At 65.2% G+C, this 16,715-nt stretch carries 17 protein-coding genes; 10 read left to right on the top strand and 7 right to left on the bottom strand.

Going from position 1 to position 16,715, the window contains the following annotated elements; genetic code table 11:
• Positions 1-21 precede the first annotated feature (21 nt).
• The 10 genes from glyA to E4P09_RS16590 all read left to right on the top strand — a co-directional run bounded on the left by glyA (position 22) and on the right by E4P09_RS16590 (position 10,939).
• Positions 22-1,329, top strand: a complete 1,308-nt coding sequence (glyA, locus tag E4P09_RS16635) for a serine hydroxymethyltransferase (RefSeq protein ID WP_137390718.1) — start codon at positions 22-24, stop codon at positions 1,327-1,329.
• Positions 1,330-1,360: 31 nt separating this feature from the next.
• Entirely contained in the window at positions 1,361-1,849 is a 489-nt protein-coding gene (nrdR, locus tag E4P09_RS16630) for a transcriptional regulator NrdR (RefSeq protein ID WP_137390717.1), read from the top strand.
• Positions 1,839-3,005 (top strand): bifunctional diaminohydroxyphosphoribosylaminopyrimidine deaminase/5-amino-6-(5-phosphoribosylamino)uracil reductase RibD, encoded by a 1,167-nt coding sequence (gene ribD / locus E4P09_RS16625; protein ID WP_205042144.1) that lies wholly within the window; start codon positions 1,839-1,841, stop codon positions 3,003-3,005. The genes nrdR and ribD overlap by 11 nt, the downstream gene beginning before the upstream one ends.
• A gap of 11 nt (positions 3,006-3,016) precedes the next feature.
• A complete protein-coding gene (locus tag E4P09_RS16620; RefSeq protein ID WP_137390716.1) occupies positions 3,017-3,619 on the top strand; it encodes a riboflavin synthase in 603 nt (200 codons plus the stop codon).
• A gap of 34 nt (positions 3,620-3,653) precedes the next feature.
• Complete coding sequence (ribH, locus tag E4P09_RS16615) at positions 3,654-4,091, top strand: 6,7-dimethyl-8-ribityllumazine synthase (protein WP_137390715.1); 438 nt, start codon at positions 3,654-3,656, stop codon at positions 4,089-4,091.
• A gap of 5 nt (positions 4,092-4,096) precedes the next feature.
• Positions 4,097-4,579 (top strand): transcription antitermination factor NusB, encoded by a 483-nt coding sequence (nusB, locus tag E4P09_RS16610; RefSeq protein ID WP_137390714.1) that lies wholly within the window; start codon positions 4,097-4,099, stop codon positions 4,577-4,579.
• A gap of 33 nt (positions 4,580-4,612) precedes the next feature.
• On the top strand, positions 4,613-5,566 hold the full coding sequence (thiL, locus tag E4P09_RS16605) for a thiamine-phosphate kinase (protein ID WP_239025236.1): 954 nt from the start codon (positions 4,613-4,615) through the stop codon (positions 5,564-5,566).
• Between the two features lie 42 nt (positions 5,567-5,608).
• Positions 5,609-6,823 (top strand): MFS transporter, encoded by a 1,215-nt coding sequence (locus tag E4P09_RS16600; RefSeq protein WP_137390712.1) that lies wholly within the window; start codon positions 5,609-5,611, stop codon positions 6,821-6,823.
• 256 nt (positions 6,824-7,079) lie between these two features.
• Positions 7,080-9,206 (top strand): sodium-translocating pyrophosphatase, encoded by a 2,127-nt coding sequence (locus E4P09_RS16595; protein WP_137390711.1) that lies wholly within the window; start codon positions 7,080-7,082, stop codon positions 9,204-9,206.
• A gap of 341 nt (positions 9,207-9,547) precedes the next feature.
• Entirely contained in the window at positions 9,548-10,939 is a 1,392-nt protein-coding gene (locus E4P09_RS16590) for an aminotransferase (protein ID WP_137390710.1), read from the top strand.
• Positions 10,940-11,108: 169 nt separating this feature from the next.
• Here the strand turns inward: E4P09_RS16590 and E4P09_RS26045 are convergent, their stop codons facing one another.
• Genes E4P09_RS26045 through E4P09_RS16560 form a run of 7 tightly spaced genes read right to left on the bottom strand, consistent with a single transcriptional unit; the run spans position 11,109 to position 16,707 of the window.
• Entirely contained in the window at positions 11,109-11,246 is a 138-nt protein-coding gene (locus E4P09_RS26045; protein WP_170984471.1) for a hypothetical protein, read from the bottom strand.
• Positions 11,247-11,267: 21 nt separating this feature from the next.
• A complete protein-coding gene (locus E4P09_RS16585; RefSeq protein ID WP_137390709.1) occupies positions 11,268-11,897 on the bottom strand; it encodes an ATP-dependent Clp protease proteolytic subunit in 630 nt (209 codons plus the stop codon).
• A 40-nt stretch (positions 11,898-11,937) separates the two neighbouring features.
• Positions 11,938-12,306, bottom strand: a complete 369-nt coding sequence (locus E4P09_RS16580) for an SRPBCC family protein (RefSeq protein WP_137390708.1) — start codon at positions 12,304-12,306, stop codon at positions 11,938-11,940.
• The gene (locus E4P09_RS16575; protein ID WP_137390707.1) at positions 12,303-12,617 is read right to left on the bottom strand and encodes an ArsR/SmtB family transcription factor; all 315 of its coding nucleotides are present in this window, start codon (positions 12,615-12,617) and stop codon (positions 12,303-12,305) included. Before E4P09_RS16575 ends, E4P09_RS16580 begins: the two co-directional genes overlap by 4 nt.
• Before the next feature lie 39 nt (positions 12,618-12,656).
• Entirely contained in the window at positions 12,657-13,910 is a 1,254-nt protein-coding gene (locus tag E4P09_RS16570; RefSeq protein WP_137390706.1) for an O-antigen ligase family protein, read from the bottom strand.
• 18 nt (positions 13,911-13,928) lie between these two features.
• On the bottom strand, positions 13,929-15,482 hold the full coding sequence (locus E4P09_RS16565) for an undecaprenyl-phosphate glucose phosphotransferase (RefSeq protein ID WP_239025235.1): 1,554 nt from the start codon (positions 15,480-15,482) through the stop codon (positions 13,929-13,931).
• Positions 15,483-15,516: 34 nt separating this feature from the next.
• Entirely contained in the window at positions 15,517-16,707 is a 1,191-nt protein-coding gene (locus E4P09_RS16560; RefSeq protein WP_137390705.1) for a glycosyltransferase family 4 protein, read from the bottom strand.
• Between the last annotated feature and the right edge of the window lie 8 nt (positions 16,708-16,715).

Below are 16,715 nucleotides of genomic sequence, written 5' to 3'. Positions count from 1 at the left end.
CGCATGTGAAGGAAGCTGCCGATGTCGACCTCCGCCAGCCGCGATTTCAAGGCGCCGCAAAGCGCCTTCTTCAGGGAAGACTTGCGTGAGCGCGATCCGGAGCTCGCCGGCGCCATTGCCAAGGAGCTGGGCCGCCAGCAGCACGAGATCGAGCTCATCGCCTCCGAGAACATCGTGTCGCGGGCGGTGCTCGAGGCGCAGGGGTCGATTCTCACCAACAAATATGCGGAGGGCTATCCCGGCCGGCGCTATTACGGCGGGTGCCAGTTCGTGGATATTGCCGAAGAGCTGGCGATCGACCGTGCCAAGGCCCTGTTCAACTGCGGCTTTGCCAATGTGCAGCCCCATTCCGGCGCCCAGGCGAACCAGACCGTCTTCCTTGCGCTGATGCAGCCGGGCGACACGTTCCTGGGCTTAAGTCTCGCGGCCGGCGGACATCTGACCCACGGGGCGGCGCCCAATCTCTCGGGCAAGTGGTTCAAGCCGATCCAATACGGCGTGCGCAGGGACGATCACCGGATCGATTACGACGAGGTGGCGCGGCTCGCGCGCGAGCACAAGCCGAAGCTGATCGTGACCGGCGGCTCGGCCTATCCCCGCATCATCGATTTCAAGCGTTTCCGCGAGATTGCCGACGAGGTGGGCGCCTATTTCATGGTGGATATGGCGCATTTCGCCGGGTTGGTCGCGGCGGGCGTGCATCCGAGCCCGTTCCCTCATGCCCATGTGGTGACGACCACCACCCACAAGACTTTGCGCGGTCCGCGCGGCGGCATGGTGCTGAGCAACGACGAGGAGATCGCCAAGAAGATCAACTCGGCCCTGTTCCCGGGGCTGCAGGGCGGTCCGCTGATGCATGTGATCGCTGCGAAGGCGGTGGCGTTCGGCGAGGCGCTGCAACCGGAGTTCAAGGCCTATGCCCGTTCGGTGGTGGAGAATGCCAAGGTTCTCGCCGGGGTCATCAAGGAGAGCGGTTTCGACATCGTGTCGGGTGGGACCGATACCCACCTGATGCTGGTCGATCTCAGACCGAAGGAACTCAAGGGCCGGGATGCGGAGGCGGCTCTGGGGCGCGCCTTCATCACCTGCAACAAAAACGGGGTGCCGTTCGATCCGGAGAAGCCTACCGTCACGTCCGGCATCCGGCTCGGCACCCCTGCCGGCACCACGCGCGGCTTCGGCGTGGCCGAGTTCCACCAGATCGGCGAGATGATCGTGGAGGTGCTGGACGGGCTTGTGCGCAACGGCGAAGAAGGCAATGCTGCCGTGGAGGCGGCGGTGAAGCAGAAGGCTATGGACCTGACCAGCCGCTTCCCGATCTATAGCTGACAGGGGCAAGCGAACAGGGGGTTTTGGAGGCATGCGCTGCCCCTATTGTGGGAACACTGACACGCAGGTGAAGGATTCCCGGCCGACCGAGGATAATAGCGCGATCAGGCGGCGGCGCTTCTGCCCGGATTGCGGGGGCCGTTTCACCACCTTCGAGCGGGTGCAGTTGCGCGAGCTGATCGTGGTGAAGCGTTCTGGCCGACGGGTACCGTTCGAGCGCGACAAGCTGGTGCGCTCGCTGCAGATCGCGCTGCGCAAGCGGCCGGTCGATCCGGAGCGGATCGAGCGGGTGGCGAGCGGCATCGTGCGCCGGCTGGAGAGCCAGGGGGAAAACGAAGTCCGCTCGGAAACCATCGGCAAATTGGTCATGGAGGCCTTGAAGGCCCTGGACGATGTTGCCTATGTGCGGTTTGCCTCGGTCTACAAGAACTTCCGCGAGGCAAAGGATTTCGAGGAGCTGTTGGGCGAGCTGACGGGAGAAGGGGAGCGCCCGGTCCACGAGACGCCGGATGAGCGTTGATGTTGCGTCGTTGAAAGCCATAGCCGGTCCGCGCGCCCATGATGACCACTTCATGGAGCTGGCGCTGCGGCTTGGCCGGCGCAACATGGGGAACAGCGGCTCCAACCCTGCGGTCGGCTGCGTGATCATCGACGAGAGACGCTCACCGCCCCGCATCGTCGCCGTCGGCTGGACCGGGCGCGGCGGCCGGCCCCATGCGGAACAGGTGGCGCTGGCCCGCGCCGGCGGGGCAGCGCGAGGCGCCACCGCCTATGTCACGCTGGAGCCTTGCGCCCATTACGGCCGCACGCCCCCTTGCGCCAGGGGGCTGGTGGAGGCGGGCATCGGGCGCCTGGTGACCACGTTCGATGACCCGGACCCGCGGGTGTCCGGGCGCGGCAACGCCATGCTGCGCGAGGCCGGCATTCCCGTGACAATGGGGGTGCGCAGCGCGGAGGCGCGGCAAGACCTTGCCGGCTTCCTGTCGCGGATGGAACGGGGGCGGCCCCATGTGATCCTGAAGCTCGCCGTATCGGCCGATGGCAAGATCGCCGAACGGCCGGGCGCGCAGACCGCCATCACCGGGCCCGCGGCGCGGGCTTACGCGCATATGATGCGGGCAACCTCCGACGCCATCCTGGTCGGGCATCGCACCGTCGTCATCGATGATCCCGAGCTGACCTGCCGCCTGCCGGGCCTTCGCGACCGTTCGCCCATTCGGGTGGTGCTGGCCTCGGCGGGGCTGGTGCCGCTGCAGACGAAGATGCTGCGCGACGTCAGCACCATTCCCGTCTGGGTGCTGGCGAAGGGGGAGCCGACGCCGGGCGCCTGGGACACGCTGGAGCGGGTGGGTGTCGCGCTCATTCCGTGCGGGGAGGGGGGCAGCGGCGGCGTCGATCTCGATCGCGCCTTGCGCGAGCTCAGCGCCCGTGGCGTCGGTCGCCTGCTGGTTGAGGGCGGCGCCGCGGTCGCCCGTGCGCTGATGGAGGCCGACCTGGTGGATGAGGTGGCGCTTTTTTCCGCATCCCGCCGGCTGGGCCCCGCGGGCGTGGATGCGCTGGCAGGACTGCCGCTCGCCAGCATCACCCGATCGGACAGGTTTGTCGCAAGCAGGGAAGAAGGGTTTGGCGAAGACCGCCTGACGGTTTATGTCAGGCGATATTCGCCAGCATCATAAGGCCCGTTCTCATGTTTACCGGTATTGTCACCGACGTCGGCGAGCTGATCCAATTCGAGGATCAGGGCGACCGCCGGCTCACGATCGCCTGCCATTACGATCCCGAGACGATTGCGATCGGCGGTTCCATCGCCTGCTCCGGCATCTGCCTCACCGTGGTCGAAACGGGGCGCCACAACAATGACCGGGGCCTGTTCGTGGTGCAGGCCTCCCAGGAGACGCTGGCCTTCACCACGCTCAAGACCTGGAAGATTGGCCAGCGGATCAACCTGGAGCGGGCGCTGCGCTTCGGCGACGAGCTCGGCGGCCATCTGGTGACGGGGCATGTGGACGGGGTGGCCAAGGTGCTTTCGCGCGAGCCGGACGGGCAGTCTCTCCGCTTCCGCTTCGAGGCGCCCGAGCATCTGGCCAAGTTCATCGCGCCCAAGGGCTCGGTGGCCCTGGACGGCACGTCGCTGACCGTGAACGAGGTCGAGGGCAATGTGTTCGGCGTCAACATCATCCCGCATACCCAGGTGGTCACCACCTGGGGAGAGGTTCAGGCGGGGGAGCTCGTGAACATTGAAATCGACATGATGGCGCGGTATGTGGCGCGGCTGAACGGTTATTCCTGAGTCCCGGCCTGTTTTTAACCGAAATGGCACCCATATGAGCTTCCCGCGCATATTGATCATCGAGGCGCGCTTTTACGAGGACCTGCTGGACGAGCTGGTACGCGGCGCGGTTGAGGCGCTGGAAGAGGAAGGCGCAAGCTTCGAGCGGATCACGGTGCCCGGCGCCCTGGAAATCCCGGCGGTGATCAGCTTCGTCGAGAATAGCGACAAGGGTCGTTTCGACGGCTATGTGGCGCTCGGTTGCGTCATCCGCGGCGAGACGTACCATTTCGAAGTCGTGGCCAATGAGTCGGCGCGAGCCCTGATGGACCTGGCCGTCAGTCGCGGGCTGGCGATCGCCAATGGTATCTTGACGGTTGAAGACGATGATCAGGCCTGGGCGCGTGCCCGGGTGGACGGCATGAACAAAGGCGGCGCTGCGGCACGGGCCGCGGTGCATATGGCGCGGCTGAAGGTCGAGCTGCAGGGATAAGGATCATGGCGGAGCAGGTGGCCAAGGCCTCGCAAGCGACCCTTAGCGCGCGGACGGCAGCGCGGCTGGGGGCGGTGCAGGCGCTCTATCAGATGGACGTGGTGCAGTCGCCTCTGCCCGACGTGCTGGCGGAGTTCGGCTCCTGGCGGCTTGGCAACGATTTCGAGGACGGGCAGTGCGGCCCGGCCGACTTTCCGTTCCTGCGCGATGTGGTGACCGGAGTGCTGCGGGAGCAGCTGCGCATCGACCCGATGATCAACCGGGCGCTCGCGGAAGGCTGGTCGCTCAAGCGGCTCGACTCCACCCTCAGGGCCATCTTGCGGGCGGCCACTTACGAGCTCACCTGTCGGCCGGATGTGCCGGCCAGGGTGGTCATCAACGAATATGTGGAAGTGACTCACGCTTTCTTCGGCGATGACGAGCGGCGTTTCGTCAACGGGGTGCTCGACCGGCTCGCCCGCAATATCCGCACCACTGAATTCACCTGACCTGGCCCGCCGATGCTGCCGCGCGAGCAAGCCATGATCCAGGCCATCTTCGCGCCACTTGCCGCAGGCTTTGCCGGCGCTGCCGGCCTGCGCGACGATGCGGCGGTGGTTTCCCCGCAGCCGGGCATGGACCTGGTGGTCACCACCGACAGCCTGGTCGCGGACGTGCATTTTTTGAGCACCGACGATCCGGCGCTGATCGCCAGAAAGGCCTTGCGGGTCAATCTTTCCGATCTCGCGGCCAAGGGGGCTGACGCGCGCGGTTATCTGCTGGCGATTGCCCTGTCGCCAGCGCAGGACGAAGGCTGGCTCAAGCGGTTCGCGCAAGGCCTGGCCGAGGACCAGGCGCGGTTCGGTTGTCCGCTGATCGGTGGCGATACGGTCGCAACACCTGGTCCGCTGACGATCACCCTCACCGCCCTAGGCGAGGTACCGGAGGGCAGGGCGGTGCGCCGCGGCGGTGGCCGCCCCGGTGACATGGTCTATGTCTCCGGCACGATCGGCGACGGGGCGCTCGGGCTGAAGGCTGTGCGCGGCGAGCTCAGCGGCAGCGGGGCGGATGCCCTGAAGCAGCGCTATTGGCTTCCCGAGCCGCGGCTGGCGCTTGTCCCGGCGCTGCTGGCCTATGCCACGGCCGCCATGGACATCTCCGACGGGCTGATCGGTGATCTCGGCCTTTTGTGTCATGCCTCCGGCGTGTCGGCGGACATCGAGGCGGGACGGGTGCCGCTTTCGGCCGCGGCCCGCGAGATTGTGGCAAGCATGCCGGGCATGCGCGAGGTCTGCCTGGCCGGCGGCGATGACTACGAGATCCTTTGTGCCGTTCCACCGTCCCAGGCCCCGGCCTTCGAGCAGGCAAGCGCCGCCGCGGGAGTGACGGTTACGGCTATCGGGCGACTGGTCGAGGGCACCCTCCCGCCAGTGTGCCGCGATGAACATGGCCGGCCGATGACGTTCTCGCGGCTGTCCTATAGCCATATTGCGTAATCGTCATTGAAGGGTCGCCGCGGCAGGTTTACTGTCCGCGCAATGAGTTCCGCCACCGCTTCAGCCGCTCTTCACGACGACCGCCTTGCACGCCGCAACGCCATGCTGCTGGCGGCGGCGCAGGCACTGTTCTCGTCGAACTCGGTGATCATCATCATCACTGGCGGCCTGGTGGGCAGCATGCTCGCCTCCGATCCGGGCTGGGCCACGCTGCCGGTCTCGTGCTTCGTGGTGGGAACGGCACTGAGCACGGTTCCGGCATCGCTGCTGACTGGCCATGTGGGGCGCCGCGCCGGCTTCATCGTCGGTGCGCTTATCGGCTTGTGCGGAGCCTTGCTGGCGGCCTACGCCATCTATAGCCGGAGCTTTCCGCTGTTCTGCCTGGCGACGCTGGTGAGCGGCAGCTATCAGGCCTTCGGCCAGCTCTACCGCTTCGCGGCCGCCGACACCGCACGCGACAGCTTCAAGCCGCGCGCCATCGCGTGGGTGATGCTGGGCGGCATCGTCTCCGCCTTCATCGGCCCGTTCGTGGTGATGGGCACCCGCGACCTGCTTGCGCCGGTGACCTTTGCCGGCTGCTACCTCGCCTCGGCCGCGCTTGCGGCCATCGCCATGGGCGTGCTGGCCTTTCTCGACATCCCCCATGTCAGGGCGTCGGCGGCGACCGGCAGCGGGCGCCCGCTGCCGGAGATCCTGCGGCAGCCGCGGCTGATCGTGGCCATCATCGCAGGGATGATGAGCTTCGGCATGATGAATTTCGTGATGACCTCGACACCCCTGGCGATGGTCGGCTGCGGCTTCAGCTTCGACGCGGCGGCCTGGGTCATCCAATGGCACGTGCTGGCGATGTATGTGCCGAGCTTCTTCACGGGGCGGCTGATCAGCCGGTTCGGCGCGCCGCAGATGGTGGCAGCCGGCATGGTGCTGCTCGCGGCGGCGGGTGTCTCGGCGCTTGCCGGCCTCTCGTTCGGGCATTTCTCGGCGGCGCTCGTCCTCCTGGGTGTCGGCTGGAATTTCGGCTTCGTGGGCGCGACCACCATGGTGACCGACTGCTACAAGCCGGTCGAGCGCAGCAAGGTCCAGGCGGTGAACGATTTCGCGGTGTTCACCACGGTGGCGCTCTCCTCGCTCTCCTCCGGCAAACTGCTCAGCGTGTTCGGATGGTCGGCGATCGGCCTGTCACTGTTCCCCTCCGTGGCGCTGGTTCTGGCGCTGCTCGCCTGGCTCGCCCTCAAGAATCAGCACAAGCCGGCCTAGGCCGTCGTTGCGGTGCAAACATTGCATCGCCGCGAGCGCACGCTCACGCCGGCACACATCACGAAAGGTCCTTGTTTTTCAGGTGGGTAGCCGTAGCCGCACAGGCCTATAGGCCGGGCGTGCCATTCTTGTTGCAACGCGCAGCACATTTCGGCGATCATCGCCCGCACTTTGCGCCGGGCCATCCGGCCTGAAGCGGCAGCCAGAGCGGGCGCTGCCGGCACGAGGGGAACATGGGAAGCTCAGGAAACAAACAATGACTCTGGAAATTTGGCTGATCATAGCCTGCGGGGCCTTGTCTATTGTCTATGGCATATGGGCCATCCGATCGTTGATGGCGGCGGACGCAGGAAACGCCCGCATGCGCGAGATCGCGGGCGCGGTGCAGGAAGGCGCCATGGCCTATCTGGCGCGGCAATACACGACCATTGCCATCGTGGGGGTCGTTATCTTCATCATCGTGGCCCTGCTGCTGGGGGTCCTGGTGGCCATCGGCTTCGCGGTCGGCGCAATCCTGTCGGGGGCGGCAGGCTATATCGGCATGCTGGTGTCGGTGCGGGCCAATGTGCGCACGGCTCAGGCGGCAAGCCAGAGCCTCGCTGCGGGGCTCGGGATCGCCTTCCGAGCAGGGGCGGTGACCGGCCTGCTGGTTGCCGGCCTCGCGCTGCTGGCGGTTGCCGTCTATTTCATGGTGCTGACGCAGATCCTGGGCTATGCGCCGGGCGACCGGGTGGTGATCGATGCGCTGGTGGCGCTCGGCTTCGGTGCCTCGCTGATTTCCATCTTCGCCCGTCTGGGCGGCGGCATCTTCACCAAGGGCGCCGATGTGGGCGGCGACCTCGTGGGCAAGGTGGAGGCCGGCATTCCGGAGGACGACCCGCGCAACCCCGCCACCATCGCCGACAATGTGGGCGACAATGTCGGCGACTGTGCCGGCATGGCGGCCGACCTGTTCGAGACCTATGCGGTGACGGTGGTCGCCACCATGGTGCTCGCCTCCATCTACTTCGCCGGCACGGCTTTGGCCGGGCCGATGATGCTCTATCCGCTGGCGATCGGGGCGGCCTGCGTGATCACCTCGATCATCGGCACCTTCTTCGTGCGCCTCGGCTCCAGCCAGTCGATCATGGGGGCGCTGTACAAGGGCGTGATCGTCACCGGCGTGTTGTCACTGGTGGCGCTGCTGCCGGTGACGGCCTGGATGGTGGGTCTTTCGACCGAGCTCACGGTCGGCGACCGCACCTTCACGGGGTGGGACCTGTTCTGGTGCGGCGTCATAGGCCTGGCCGTGACTGCCCTGATCATCATGATCACCGAGTACTATACGGGCACGAATTTCCGGCCGGTGAAGTCGATCGCCCAGGCCTCGATCTCGGGCCACGGCACCAACGTGATCCAGGGGCTTGCCATTTCGCTGGAGGCAACCGCGCTGCCGGCGCTGGTCATCGTGGCGGCCATCATCATCGCCTACACGCTGGCCGGGCTGTTCGGCATCGCCATCGCGGTGACCACCATGCTGGCGCTGGCCGGGCTGGTGGTGGCGCTGGATGCGTTCGGACCGGTGACGGACAATGCGGGCGGCATTGCCGAGATGGCCGACCTGCCGGCGGAGGTGCGCAAGACCACCGACGCGCTGGACGCGGTGGGCAACACCACCAAGGCGGTGACCAAGGGCTATGCCATCGGCTCGGCGGGGCTCGGCGCGCTGGTGCTGTTTGCGGCCTATACGCAGGACCTGCAGCATTTCACCGGGAACGCCGCGCAGTTCCCCTATTTTGCCGATGTGGGGCAGCTGACCTTCTCGCTGTCCAATCCTTACGTGGTGATCGGGCTCATGCTCGGCGGCCTCCTGCCTTATCTCTTCGGCGGCATCGCCATGACGGCGGTGGGCCGCGCGGCAAGCGCCATCGTGGAGGAAGTGCGGCGGCAGTTCCGGGAGAAGCCTGGGATCATGGAGGGGCGCGACCGGCCGGACTACAAGACCGCGGTCGACCTGCTCACCAAGGCGGCGATCAAGGAGATGATCGTGCCGTCGCTGCTGCCGGTGCTGTCGCCGATCGTGGTCTATTTCGTGATCAACGCGATCGCCGGCAAAAACGCGGCCTTCTCGGCGGTGGGCGCCATGCTCCTGGGCGTGATCGTCACCGGGTTGTTCGTCGCGATCTCGATGACGGCCGGCGGCGGCGCCTGGGACAACGCCAAGAAGTATATCGAGGACGGCCATTTCGGCGGCAAGGGCTCGGATGCGCACAAGGCGGCGGTCACCGGCGACACGGTGGGCGACCCTTACAAGGACACGGCCGGCCCCGCCGTCAATCCGATGATCAAGATCACCAATATCGTCGCGCTGCTATTGCTGGCGGTGCTCGCCCATAGCGGCTGAACGGCACAGCCGTTTCTGCGTCGCAGATCCCGCGCGCCCGCTCGGGCGGTTCCGCTAATCTCCTGAATCGCGGAGCCGCCCTAAGCTATTGTTGGATCGCATTTTCTTTACGCGAACCGGTACCCACTTCGCTCGAAAATGCTCTCGCGGGATTTTCGATTCTTTCTTGCTTCGGCAGATTGTTGAACGATCGTAAAATAGTGTAGAATGGGCCGGACGGCTTCGCCCCGGCGCCGCTTGCTCCGGGGAGACACTATGTCCGGGCCGCAAGCCTGCCATGCTTTGACATTCGGCGGCTCACCTGCTCAATATGCCCACCTTCCGAATAAAGGCATTCTGTCATGACCCAGCTTTCCAATCTCGCTGTGCGCGATATCGAGACGCTCATTCACCCCTACACGAATCTCGCCACCCATCGCGAGGCGGGCCCGCTGGTGCTCGAGCGGGGCAAGGGCATCTATGTCTATGACAGCGAAGGCAAGGAATATATCGAAGGCTTGGCCGGGCTGTGGTGCACGGCACTCGGCTATGGCAACGAGGAGCTGGTTGAGGCAGCCGCCAAACAGATGCGCGAGCTGGCCTATACCCACCTGTTCGCCGGCAAGAGCCACGACCCGGCGATCGAGCTGGCGGAGAAGCTGAAGGAGCTGGTGCCGGGCCATCCCTCCAAGGTGCTGTTCTGCTCATCCGGCTCGGAGGCCAATGACCAGCAGGTGAAAATCGCTTGGTATCACGCCAATGCCATCGGCAAGCCGCAGAAGAAGAAGATCATCTCGCGCATTCGAGCCTATCACGGCGTGACGGTCGCTGCCGGCTCGCTTACCGGGTTGCCGCCGGTGCATCAGGATTTCGATCTGCCGATCAAGAACATCCTGCATACGGACTGCCCGCATTATTACCGCTATGGGCAGCCAGGGGAGAGCGAGGAAGAGTTCTCGAGCCGCATGGCCGCCAATCTGGAAGCCCTGATCGAGCGCGAGGGGCCTGACACGATCGCCGCCTTCATCGCCGAGCCGATCATGGGTGCGGGCGGCGTGGTCATGCCGCCGAAGGGCTATTTCGAGAAAATCCAGGCGGTGCTGGCCAAGCATGACATCCGCTTCATCTCGGACGAGGTGATCTGCGGCTTCGGCCGCACCGGCGAGTGGTTTGGAGCGCAGACCTTCGGGATCGAGCCGAACTCGGTGAGCATGGCGAAGGCGATCACCTCGGCCTATATGCCGCTCGGCGCCATCACCATCGAGGAAGAGGTCTATCAAGCCATGCTGGACGAGAGCCGCAAGCTCGGCTCCTTCGCCCATGGCTACACCTACACGGCGCATCCGGTCTCGGCTGCCGTGGCGCTCAAGACCATCGAGATTTACGAGCGCACCCGCATCGTCGACCATGTGAAGGCGATGGCGCCAGTGTTCGAGGGCCGCTTCAAAAGGCTTGCGGATCATCCGCTGGTGGGCGAAGTGCGGGCGAAGGGCCTGATCGGCGCCGCCGAACTGGTGGCCGACAAGACCAGCAAGGCGCCGTTCAACCCGAAATCGGCGGTGGGCGCCAAGATGGTGGGCTTCCTGCAGCAGAACGGGGTGATCGCGCGGGCGGTGGCCGGCGACAACGTGGCGCTGTGCCCGCCGCTCATCATCACCGAGAGCGAGATCAACGAGATGTTCGACCGCTACGAGAAGGCGCTCGAACTCACTGCCGCCTGGATCAAGAAGGAAGGCATCACGGCCGCCTCGTAACGGCTCGGTCCAGTGTCGGCCATTGGGCGGTATATGCCCATCCGTCATGGCCCGGCTGCGGCGAGGCGCCGACCGGGCCATCGTGGGGCCAGGAGGGTGGGCTTTCCCTTGGAGCCCTGGATTGCCGCGTCAAGCGCGGCAATGACGATTTGTTTTGCCAGTCAACAACTTACTTCATGCCCGCTGCGCCCAGGCGCCGACCGGGCCATCGTGGGGCCAGGAGGGTGGGCTTTCCCTTGGAGCCCTGGGTTGCCGCGTCAAGCGCGGCAATGACGAGAGTGGTGGCGACTTGGGCATCATCCGTCATGCCCGGCTGTTGCCGCGCGGACTAGTCCTCGCTCTTGGCCGCCGACCGTGCGACCTCGTCGCGATTGGCGCAGACGAAGTCGACGATCCCCCAGTCCATCGCCTCTTCCGCCGTCATGAAATAGTCGCGGTCGAGCGTGCGCTCGACCTCCTCGGGCGTGCGGCCGCAATGCTTTGCATACAGCGCGTTGATCCGCCGCTTCATCTTCACAATGTCCTCCGCATGGCGCTCGATATCGGAGGCCTGGCCCTGGAAGCCGCCCGAGGGCTGATGCACCAGGATGCTGGCATTGGGCAGGCTTGCGCGGCGGCCGGGCTCGCCGGCCATGAGCAGGAAGGAACCCATCGAGCGCGCCGTGCCGAGACACAGGGTGCAGACGGGCGAACGGATGAACTGCATCGTGTCGTAAATGGCGAAGCCGCTCGTCACCAGCCCGCCCGGCGAGTTGATGTAGAAATGGATCTCCTTCTTCGGATTTTCCGATTCGAGGAACAACATCTGCGCGCAGATCAGCGCCGCCGAGCCGTCGTCCACCGGCCCGTTCAGGAACACGATGCGTTCGCGCAGCAGGCGCGAGAAGATGTCGAACGACCTCTCACCGCGGGAGGACTGTTCAATGACAATAGGGACGAGATTCATTGCTTCGCGCATAGGCGAACCTCCAGCAGCAGCCGAATTGGATGGGGTGATGTCAGGCGGCGAGCAGCATGGGCGGCGCGTTGCCATTGGCCGCCTGGATGGGCGCGGGCATGTGGACCAGACGGAAGTGTGTGCCGCCGTCCGAACAGGGCGCGAGTTCGACCGTCACCACCGTTTCCGAGAGCGGGCCGTCGGCTGCCTCACGCCAGCGGTAGCTGACCGCCACGAAAGGCTGGGCCGCGATGATCTCGAAGGTGCGTTCGGCATCGTCTCGCTTCGTTCCAAAGCTTGGCTGCGCATCCAACCAATCCGATGCCAGCTGCGGCTCGGTGAGCGCCCGCCAGACCTTCTCCGGCGAGGCATCAAGCACACATTCGACCACCACGGAAGGCTGCTCGGCGTCGCTGTCGGGCCGGCTCATTGCTCAATCTCCTTCAGAAGGTGCTTCAGTCTCTCCACGCGACCGGGCCAGAACGCGCGGTAACGCAACAGCCAATCGAGAAGAGGCTGCAGCCCTTCAGGATCGACACTGTATTTGACATAGCGGCCGGAACGGCGCTCGCGGACCAGGCCGGCGCTGCGCAGGACAGCCAGATGCTGCGAGATCGCAGGCTGCGACACGCTGAGCCCTTCGCGGAGCTCGCTCGCGTTGAACTCGCCCGCGGCAAGCTTCTCGAACACGGCGCGGCGGGTGGGATCGGCAAGCGCACGAAAGAGGTCGGAGGGTTCCATGCCCATCATATAAGCACAGACTTATGTGATGGGCAACGGCTATTGGCGGGAAAAGCCGTTCGCCCGTCGGATGGCGCTCACATTCCAGTCGCGGTGCCAGGCGATGAGTCCCCAGATCATGCCGAGCAGCATCCAGAAGTGCCGCCAGTGGTCGGTGTCGACGATCAGCCCCTCGATAACCAAGGGCGTGAAGGTGGAGGCCAGCACGATGGCATAGCCGCGCCAGGGGGTGGTGGCGAATACCATGCGGAAGATGCCAACGACGCTGCCGATCACCAGGGCGATATAGGCGGCGCCGCCCAGCCAGCCCGTCTGCAGGAACATGTAGAGATAGACGTTGTGGGGCTGCTCGCCCCAGAAATAGCCGAAATCATCCTGACCATAGCCGAGCGGCGCGGCGAGGATCCACTGAAAGGCCAAAGCCTGGCCGGCGAAGCGGCCGCGCCCGCCACTGTCATAGCTCTGGTTGAGGCCCGCCCGCAGCGAGAGCATCTCGCTCACGCTGGGCAGGTTGAGGGCCACGACGATCGCCAGGGCGATGGCGATGACTGCGCAGATGCTGATGAAGATGATGCGCAGGTTGAACGACCGGTCGCGGCTGGTGGTCACCATCAACAGCACGCAGATCAGGGAGGATGCGATGAAATGGCCCCAGGCGCCGCGGGAGAAGCTGAGAAACAAGCCCAGAGCGATAACCAGCAGCAGGGCGAGCCATACCAAGCCTTTGAGAAAGGGCTTGGTCAGCACGAGATACATCAAATAGATGCCGCCCACGATGAGGAACGGGCCGAAGACGTTGGGATCCTTGAAGGCGCCTTTGGCACGCCAATACTCGGTGAACAGCTCATGAGTGCCCGCGATCAGATCGAAATAACCGATGATGCCGAGAGCGGCCGAGACGACCGCGGCGGCGGCATGGCCGCCGAGCACGGCTTTGAGGCCCCTGTCGGGATTGGTGTAGACGGCGCCGGCCACAATGAACGTGATCACCATCAAGTAGCAGGTGATGATCAAATGCATGCTGCTGTCGGCGAGGTCCTTCGTCTGGGTCAGGGCAACGAGGCCGCAAAGCAGGATGACGGTGCAGAGCACGATGAGGGGCGCGAGGCTGCCGGGCAGTCGCAGGCCCATGGCGAGGCTGAGGCCGCCGAGCGCGAGGATCGCGAGATCGAACGGCGCCGGCTCGACCATGACGAAAAATCCCACGGCAAAGCACAGCCACAGGAGGCCATAGCCGACGTCTTGGATCTGCCAGGCGGTCGCGGCCCGGTTGCGTATGACAAATTCCGCCATTCCCGGCGGGTGCTCCGTCTAGTAGGCGTTTTCGGTTTTCAGAAGCGCCCAGGGCGTGATGGCCAGTATGTAGAGATCGAAGATCACTGACCAGTTCTCTATGTAATACAGGTCGTGCTCGACCCGGCGCTGGATCTTCTCTTCCGTATCGGTCTCGCCGCGCCAGCCATTGACCTGGGCCCAGCCGGTGAGGCCGGGCTTCACCTTGTGGCGGGCGAAATAGCCCTCGACCACTTCCGTATAGAGCCGGTCAGCCGCCTTGGCCTGGGTGGCGTGCGGCCGCGGGCCGACCAGCGACAGCTCGCCCTTGAGCACGTTGAACAGCTGGGGCAGCTCGTCCAGGCTGGTCTTGCGGATGAAGCGGCCGACCCGGGTGACGCGCGGATCTCCCTTGCTTACCAGCTTGCTGGCATTGGCATCGGTCAGGTCCGTGTACATGGAGCGGAACTTGTAGACCTCGATCAGCTCGTTGTTGAACCCGTAGCGCTTCTGCTTGAACAGTACCGGCCCCTTGCTGTCCAGCTTCACCGCCAGCGCGATTAGCGCCATGATGGGCGAGAGCACAAGCAAGGCCAGCGCGGAGATGATCTTGTCTTCGATCAGCTTGATGACGGTGTCCCAGTCGCTCAGCGGCTTGTCGAAGACGTCGAAGAACGGCACGTTGCCGATATAGGAATAGGCGCGCGGCCGGAAGCGCAGCTGCTCGGTATAGGCGCTCAGCCGGATGTCGACCGGCAGGATCCACAGCTTCTTGAGGATCTGCAGCAGCCGGGATTCGGCGCCCAAGGGCAGGGTGATGATCAGCAGATCGACCCGGTGGTTGCGGGCAAAGTCCAGGAGCTGGTCGACATTGCCGAGCTTGGGATAGCCCGCGACCTGGGGCGGAGAACGATCATCACCCCGGTCATCGAAGATGCCGGCGATGGTCACGTCGAGGTCGGGCGAGGATTCGAGTGCGTCGATGAGAGCGGCCGCCCGCTCGCCGCCGCCGACGATGACGGCGCATCGGTCGAAGCGGCCGTCCTGGTTCCAGTTGCGCACGAAGGCGCCGACCACCGCGCGGAAGCTCAGCACCGACAGCAGCCCCAAGGCAAACCAGGCTGCAAGCCAGATGCGGGAATAGTCCTCGCCCACCTGGGTGAAGAACACGAAGGCCGTCATCAGCGCAAAGGAGCAGACCCAGATGAAGACCAGGTGCGGGACCTGCTTCATCGGTCCGATCAGGGCATGGATCGAGTACAAGCCGCCCATCTGGCACAGGGTGGGGATTGCGGCGCCGGCAAGCAGCGTGGCGGAGAGATAGAGGGCGCGGAAGTAGGTGTCGTATTCCTGGACATAGGCGTACCAGAGGAGCAGACCAATGCCGGTGATGAGCAGCGCCTCGCAGACCCGCACCACGCCTTGCACGACCCGCGGCGCAATCCACGGCGTTTTCCGCGCCATGGGCGGCTTGACCGCGGCCGGCGCGTCGACGGCGCTGTCCGCGGACCCGGTTGCCGGCGTCGCGCTTGCTGCGGCGGACATGAGGTCGGACGGCGCCAGCCTGATGCGGCGGGGGTCGGTGTTCAGCATGGCAGTGCCCATTTCTGATTATTGTTTGGCCTGGTCATTCCGCGGCAAAGGGGTGCGCGTACATTTCCGCTTCCGGCACGGTAACATTGCCGGGGAGAGTGAGATAGGAGCGGGTGATGCGATCCACCATGGTGCTGACGGAGAACTGCTCGGCGATCCGCCCGGTCAGCCGCTGGGCGAGCTCGCGCCGGCTGTCGAGGTCGGCAAGCGCATCGTCGATCGCCGCGGCTAGCGGATCGACCGCATCCGGCGGCACCATCAGGTCTTCGTGGCCGTCGAGGATTTCCGGAATGCCGCCTACCCGCGCGGCGATGAGCGGCACGCTCGCGGCCATCGCCTCGAGCACAATATAGGGTAGCGATTCCGCGCGCGACGGTACCACCAGCAGGCGTCCGCGGGCGAAGGCCTGGCGCGCCGGCATGGCGCCGGGGAAGCTAACGCGGGAGGCGAGGCCGAGCTGGTGGGCCAGCGCCTTGAACGCTGCGGCATCGGGACCATGGCCCACGATGCACGCGGTAAGCTCGGGCCGCTGGTCCGACAGGGCGGCCATGGCGCGCAGCAAGAGATCGACGCCCTTCAGGTGCCGCAACTCGCCGATGAACAGCAGGTCGGCCGCGTCTTCCGCGGGTGCGACCGGCGCGATTTCATCCTTGGTCACGCCGTTATAGGCGATAATGGTGCTGGCGCTCGGCTTGCCAATCTTGCGAATGAACGTATCGCGCTCGTACTCGCAAACGAAGACGAACTGATCTGTCCGTGAAAGCAGCACCTGTTCCATGGTGAGAAACAACGCCCCAGCAATGGACAGGCGGCTGTAATGGAGGCTGCCGCCATGGGGCGTGTAAACGCTATGCACCGAGCGGGCTGGCTGCGGCCCCTTGGCGGGCAATTTCGTGGCGGCCAGCCGTGCATAGGCCCCGCCCTTCGCGCCATGGCCGTGGAGAATGGTTGCGCCGGTCTGTTCCGCGATGCGTTGGACTGCGTCCACGGCCGCCTTGTCGGAAAGGGAGGGCAGCCTCGTCATCGGCACGCGATGAACGCCCAACGTGCAAACACGCTCGAGCTCGGCTAGCTTCTTCTCGATTGCCGGCGAGGTGGTGGTGTCGCAGATCACGCCAACATTCAGGCCGCGGGCCGCCTGTCCCGAAGCGAGATCGCAAACGTGTCGAAACAATCCTCCGATCGGTGCCCGCAACACGTGGATAACGCGCAGACGCTGCAACATTTCGGTTC

It is taken from the genome of Rhodoligotrophos defluvii (assembly GCF_005281615.1).
Lineage (GTDB): Bacteria > Pseudomonadota > Alphaproteobacteria > Rhizobiales > Im1 > Rhodoligotrophos > Rhodoligotrophos defluvii.
This window is presented reverse-complemented; position numbering and strand designations above follow the sequence as displayed.

Bases quoted from the DNA above. Each gene is read 5' to 3' on its own strand.
- ribD (WP_205042144.1), top strand. From the start codon at position 1,839: ATGAGCGTTGATGTTGCGTCGTTGAAAGCCATAGCCGGTCCGCGCGCC.
- thiL (WP_239025236.1), top strand. From the start codon at position 4,613: ATGATCCAGGCCATCTTCGCGCCACTTGCCGCAGGCTTTGCCGGCGCT.
- E4P09_RS16570 (WP_137390706.1), bottom strand. From the start codon at position 13,910: ATGGCGGAATTTGTCATACGCAACCGGGCCGCGACCGCCTGGCAGATC.
- E4P09_RS16590 (WP_137390710.1), top strand. From the start codon at position 9,548: ATGACCCAGCTTTCCAATCTCGCTGTGCGCGATATCGAGACGCTCATT.
- E4P09_RS16595 (WP_137390711.1), top strand. From the start codon at position 7,080: ATGACTCTGGAAATTTGGCTGATCATAGCCTGCGGGGCCTTGTCTATT.
- E4P09_RS26045 (WP_170984471.1), bottom strand. From the start codon at position 11,246: ATGACGGATGATGCCCAAGTCGCCACCACTCTCGTCATTGCCGCGCTT.
- E4P09_RS16580 (WP_137390708.1), bottom strand. From the start codon at position 12,306: ATGAGCCGGCCCGACAGCGACGCCGAGCAGCCTTCCGTGGTGGTCGAA.
- E4P09_RS16600 (WP_137390712.1), top strand. From the start codon at position 5,609: ATGAGTTCCGCCACCGCTTCAGCCGCTCTTCACGACGACCGCCTTGCA.
- E4P09_RS16620 (WP_137390716.1), top strand. From the start codon at position 3,017: ATGTTTACCGGTATTGTCACCGACGTCGGCGAGCTGATCCAATTCGAG.
- E4P09_RS16585 (WP_137390709.1), bottom strand. From the start codon at position 11,897: ATGCGCGAAGCAATGAATCTCGTCCCTATTGTCATTGAACAGTCCTCC.
- ribH (WP_137390715.1), top strand. From the start codon at position 3,654: ATGAGCTTCCCGCGCATATTGATCATCGAGGCGCGCTTTTACGAGGAC.
- glyA (WP_137390718.1), top strand. From the start codon at position 22: ATGTCGACCTCCGCCAGCCGCGATTTCAAGGCGCCGCAAAGCGCCTTC.
- E4P09_RS16560 (WP_137390705.1), bottom strand. From the start codon at position 16,707: ATGTTGCAGCGTCTGCGCGTTATCCACGTGTTGCGGGCACCGATCGGA.
- E4P09_RS16565 (WP_239025235.1), bottom strand. From the start codon at position 15,482: ATGCTGAACACCGACCCCCGCCGCATCAGGCTGGCGCCGTCCGACCTC.
- nusB (WP_137390714.1), top strand. From the start codon at position 4,097: ATGGCGGAGCAGGTGGCCAAGGCCTCGCAAGCGACCCTTAGCGCGCGG.
- E4P09_RS16575 (WP_137390707.1), bottom strand. From the start codon at position 12,617: ATGGAACCCTCCGACCTCTTTCGTGCGCTTGCCGATCCCACCCGCCGC.
- nrdR (WP_137390717.1), top strand. From the start codon at position 1,361: ATGCGCTGCCCCTATTGTGGGAACACTGACACGCAGGTGAAGGATTCC.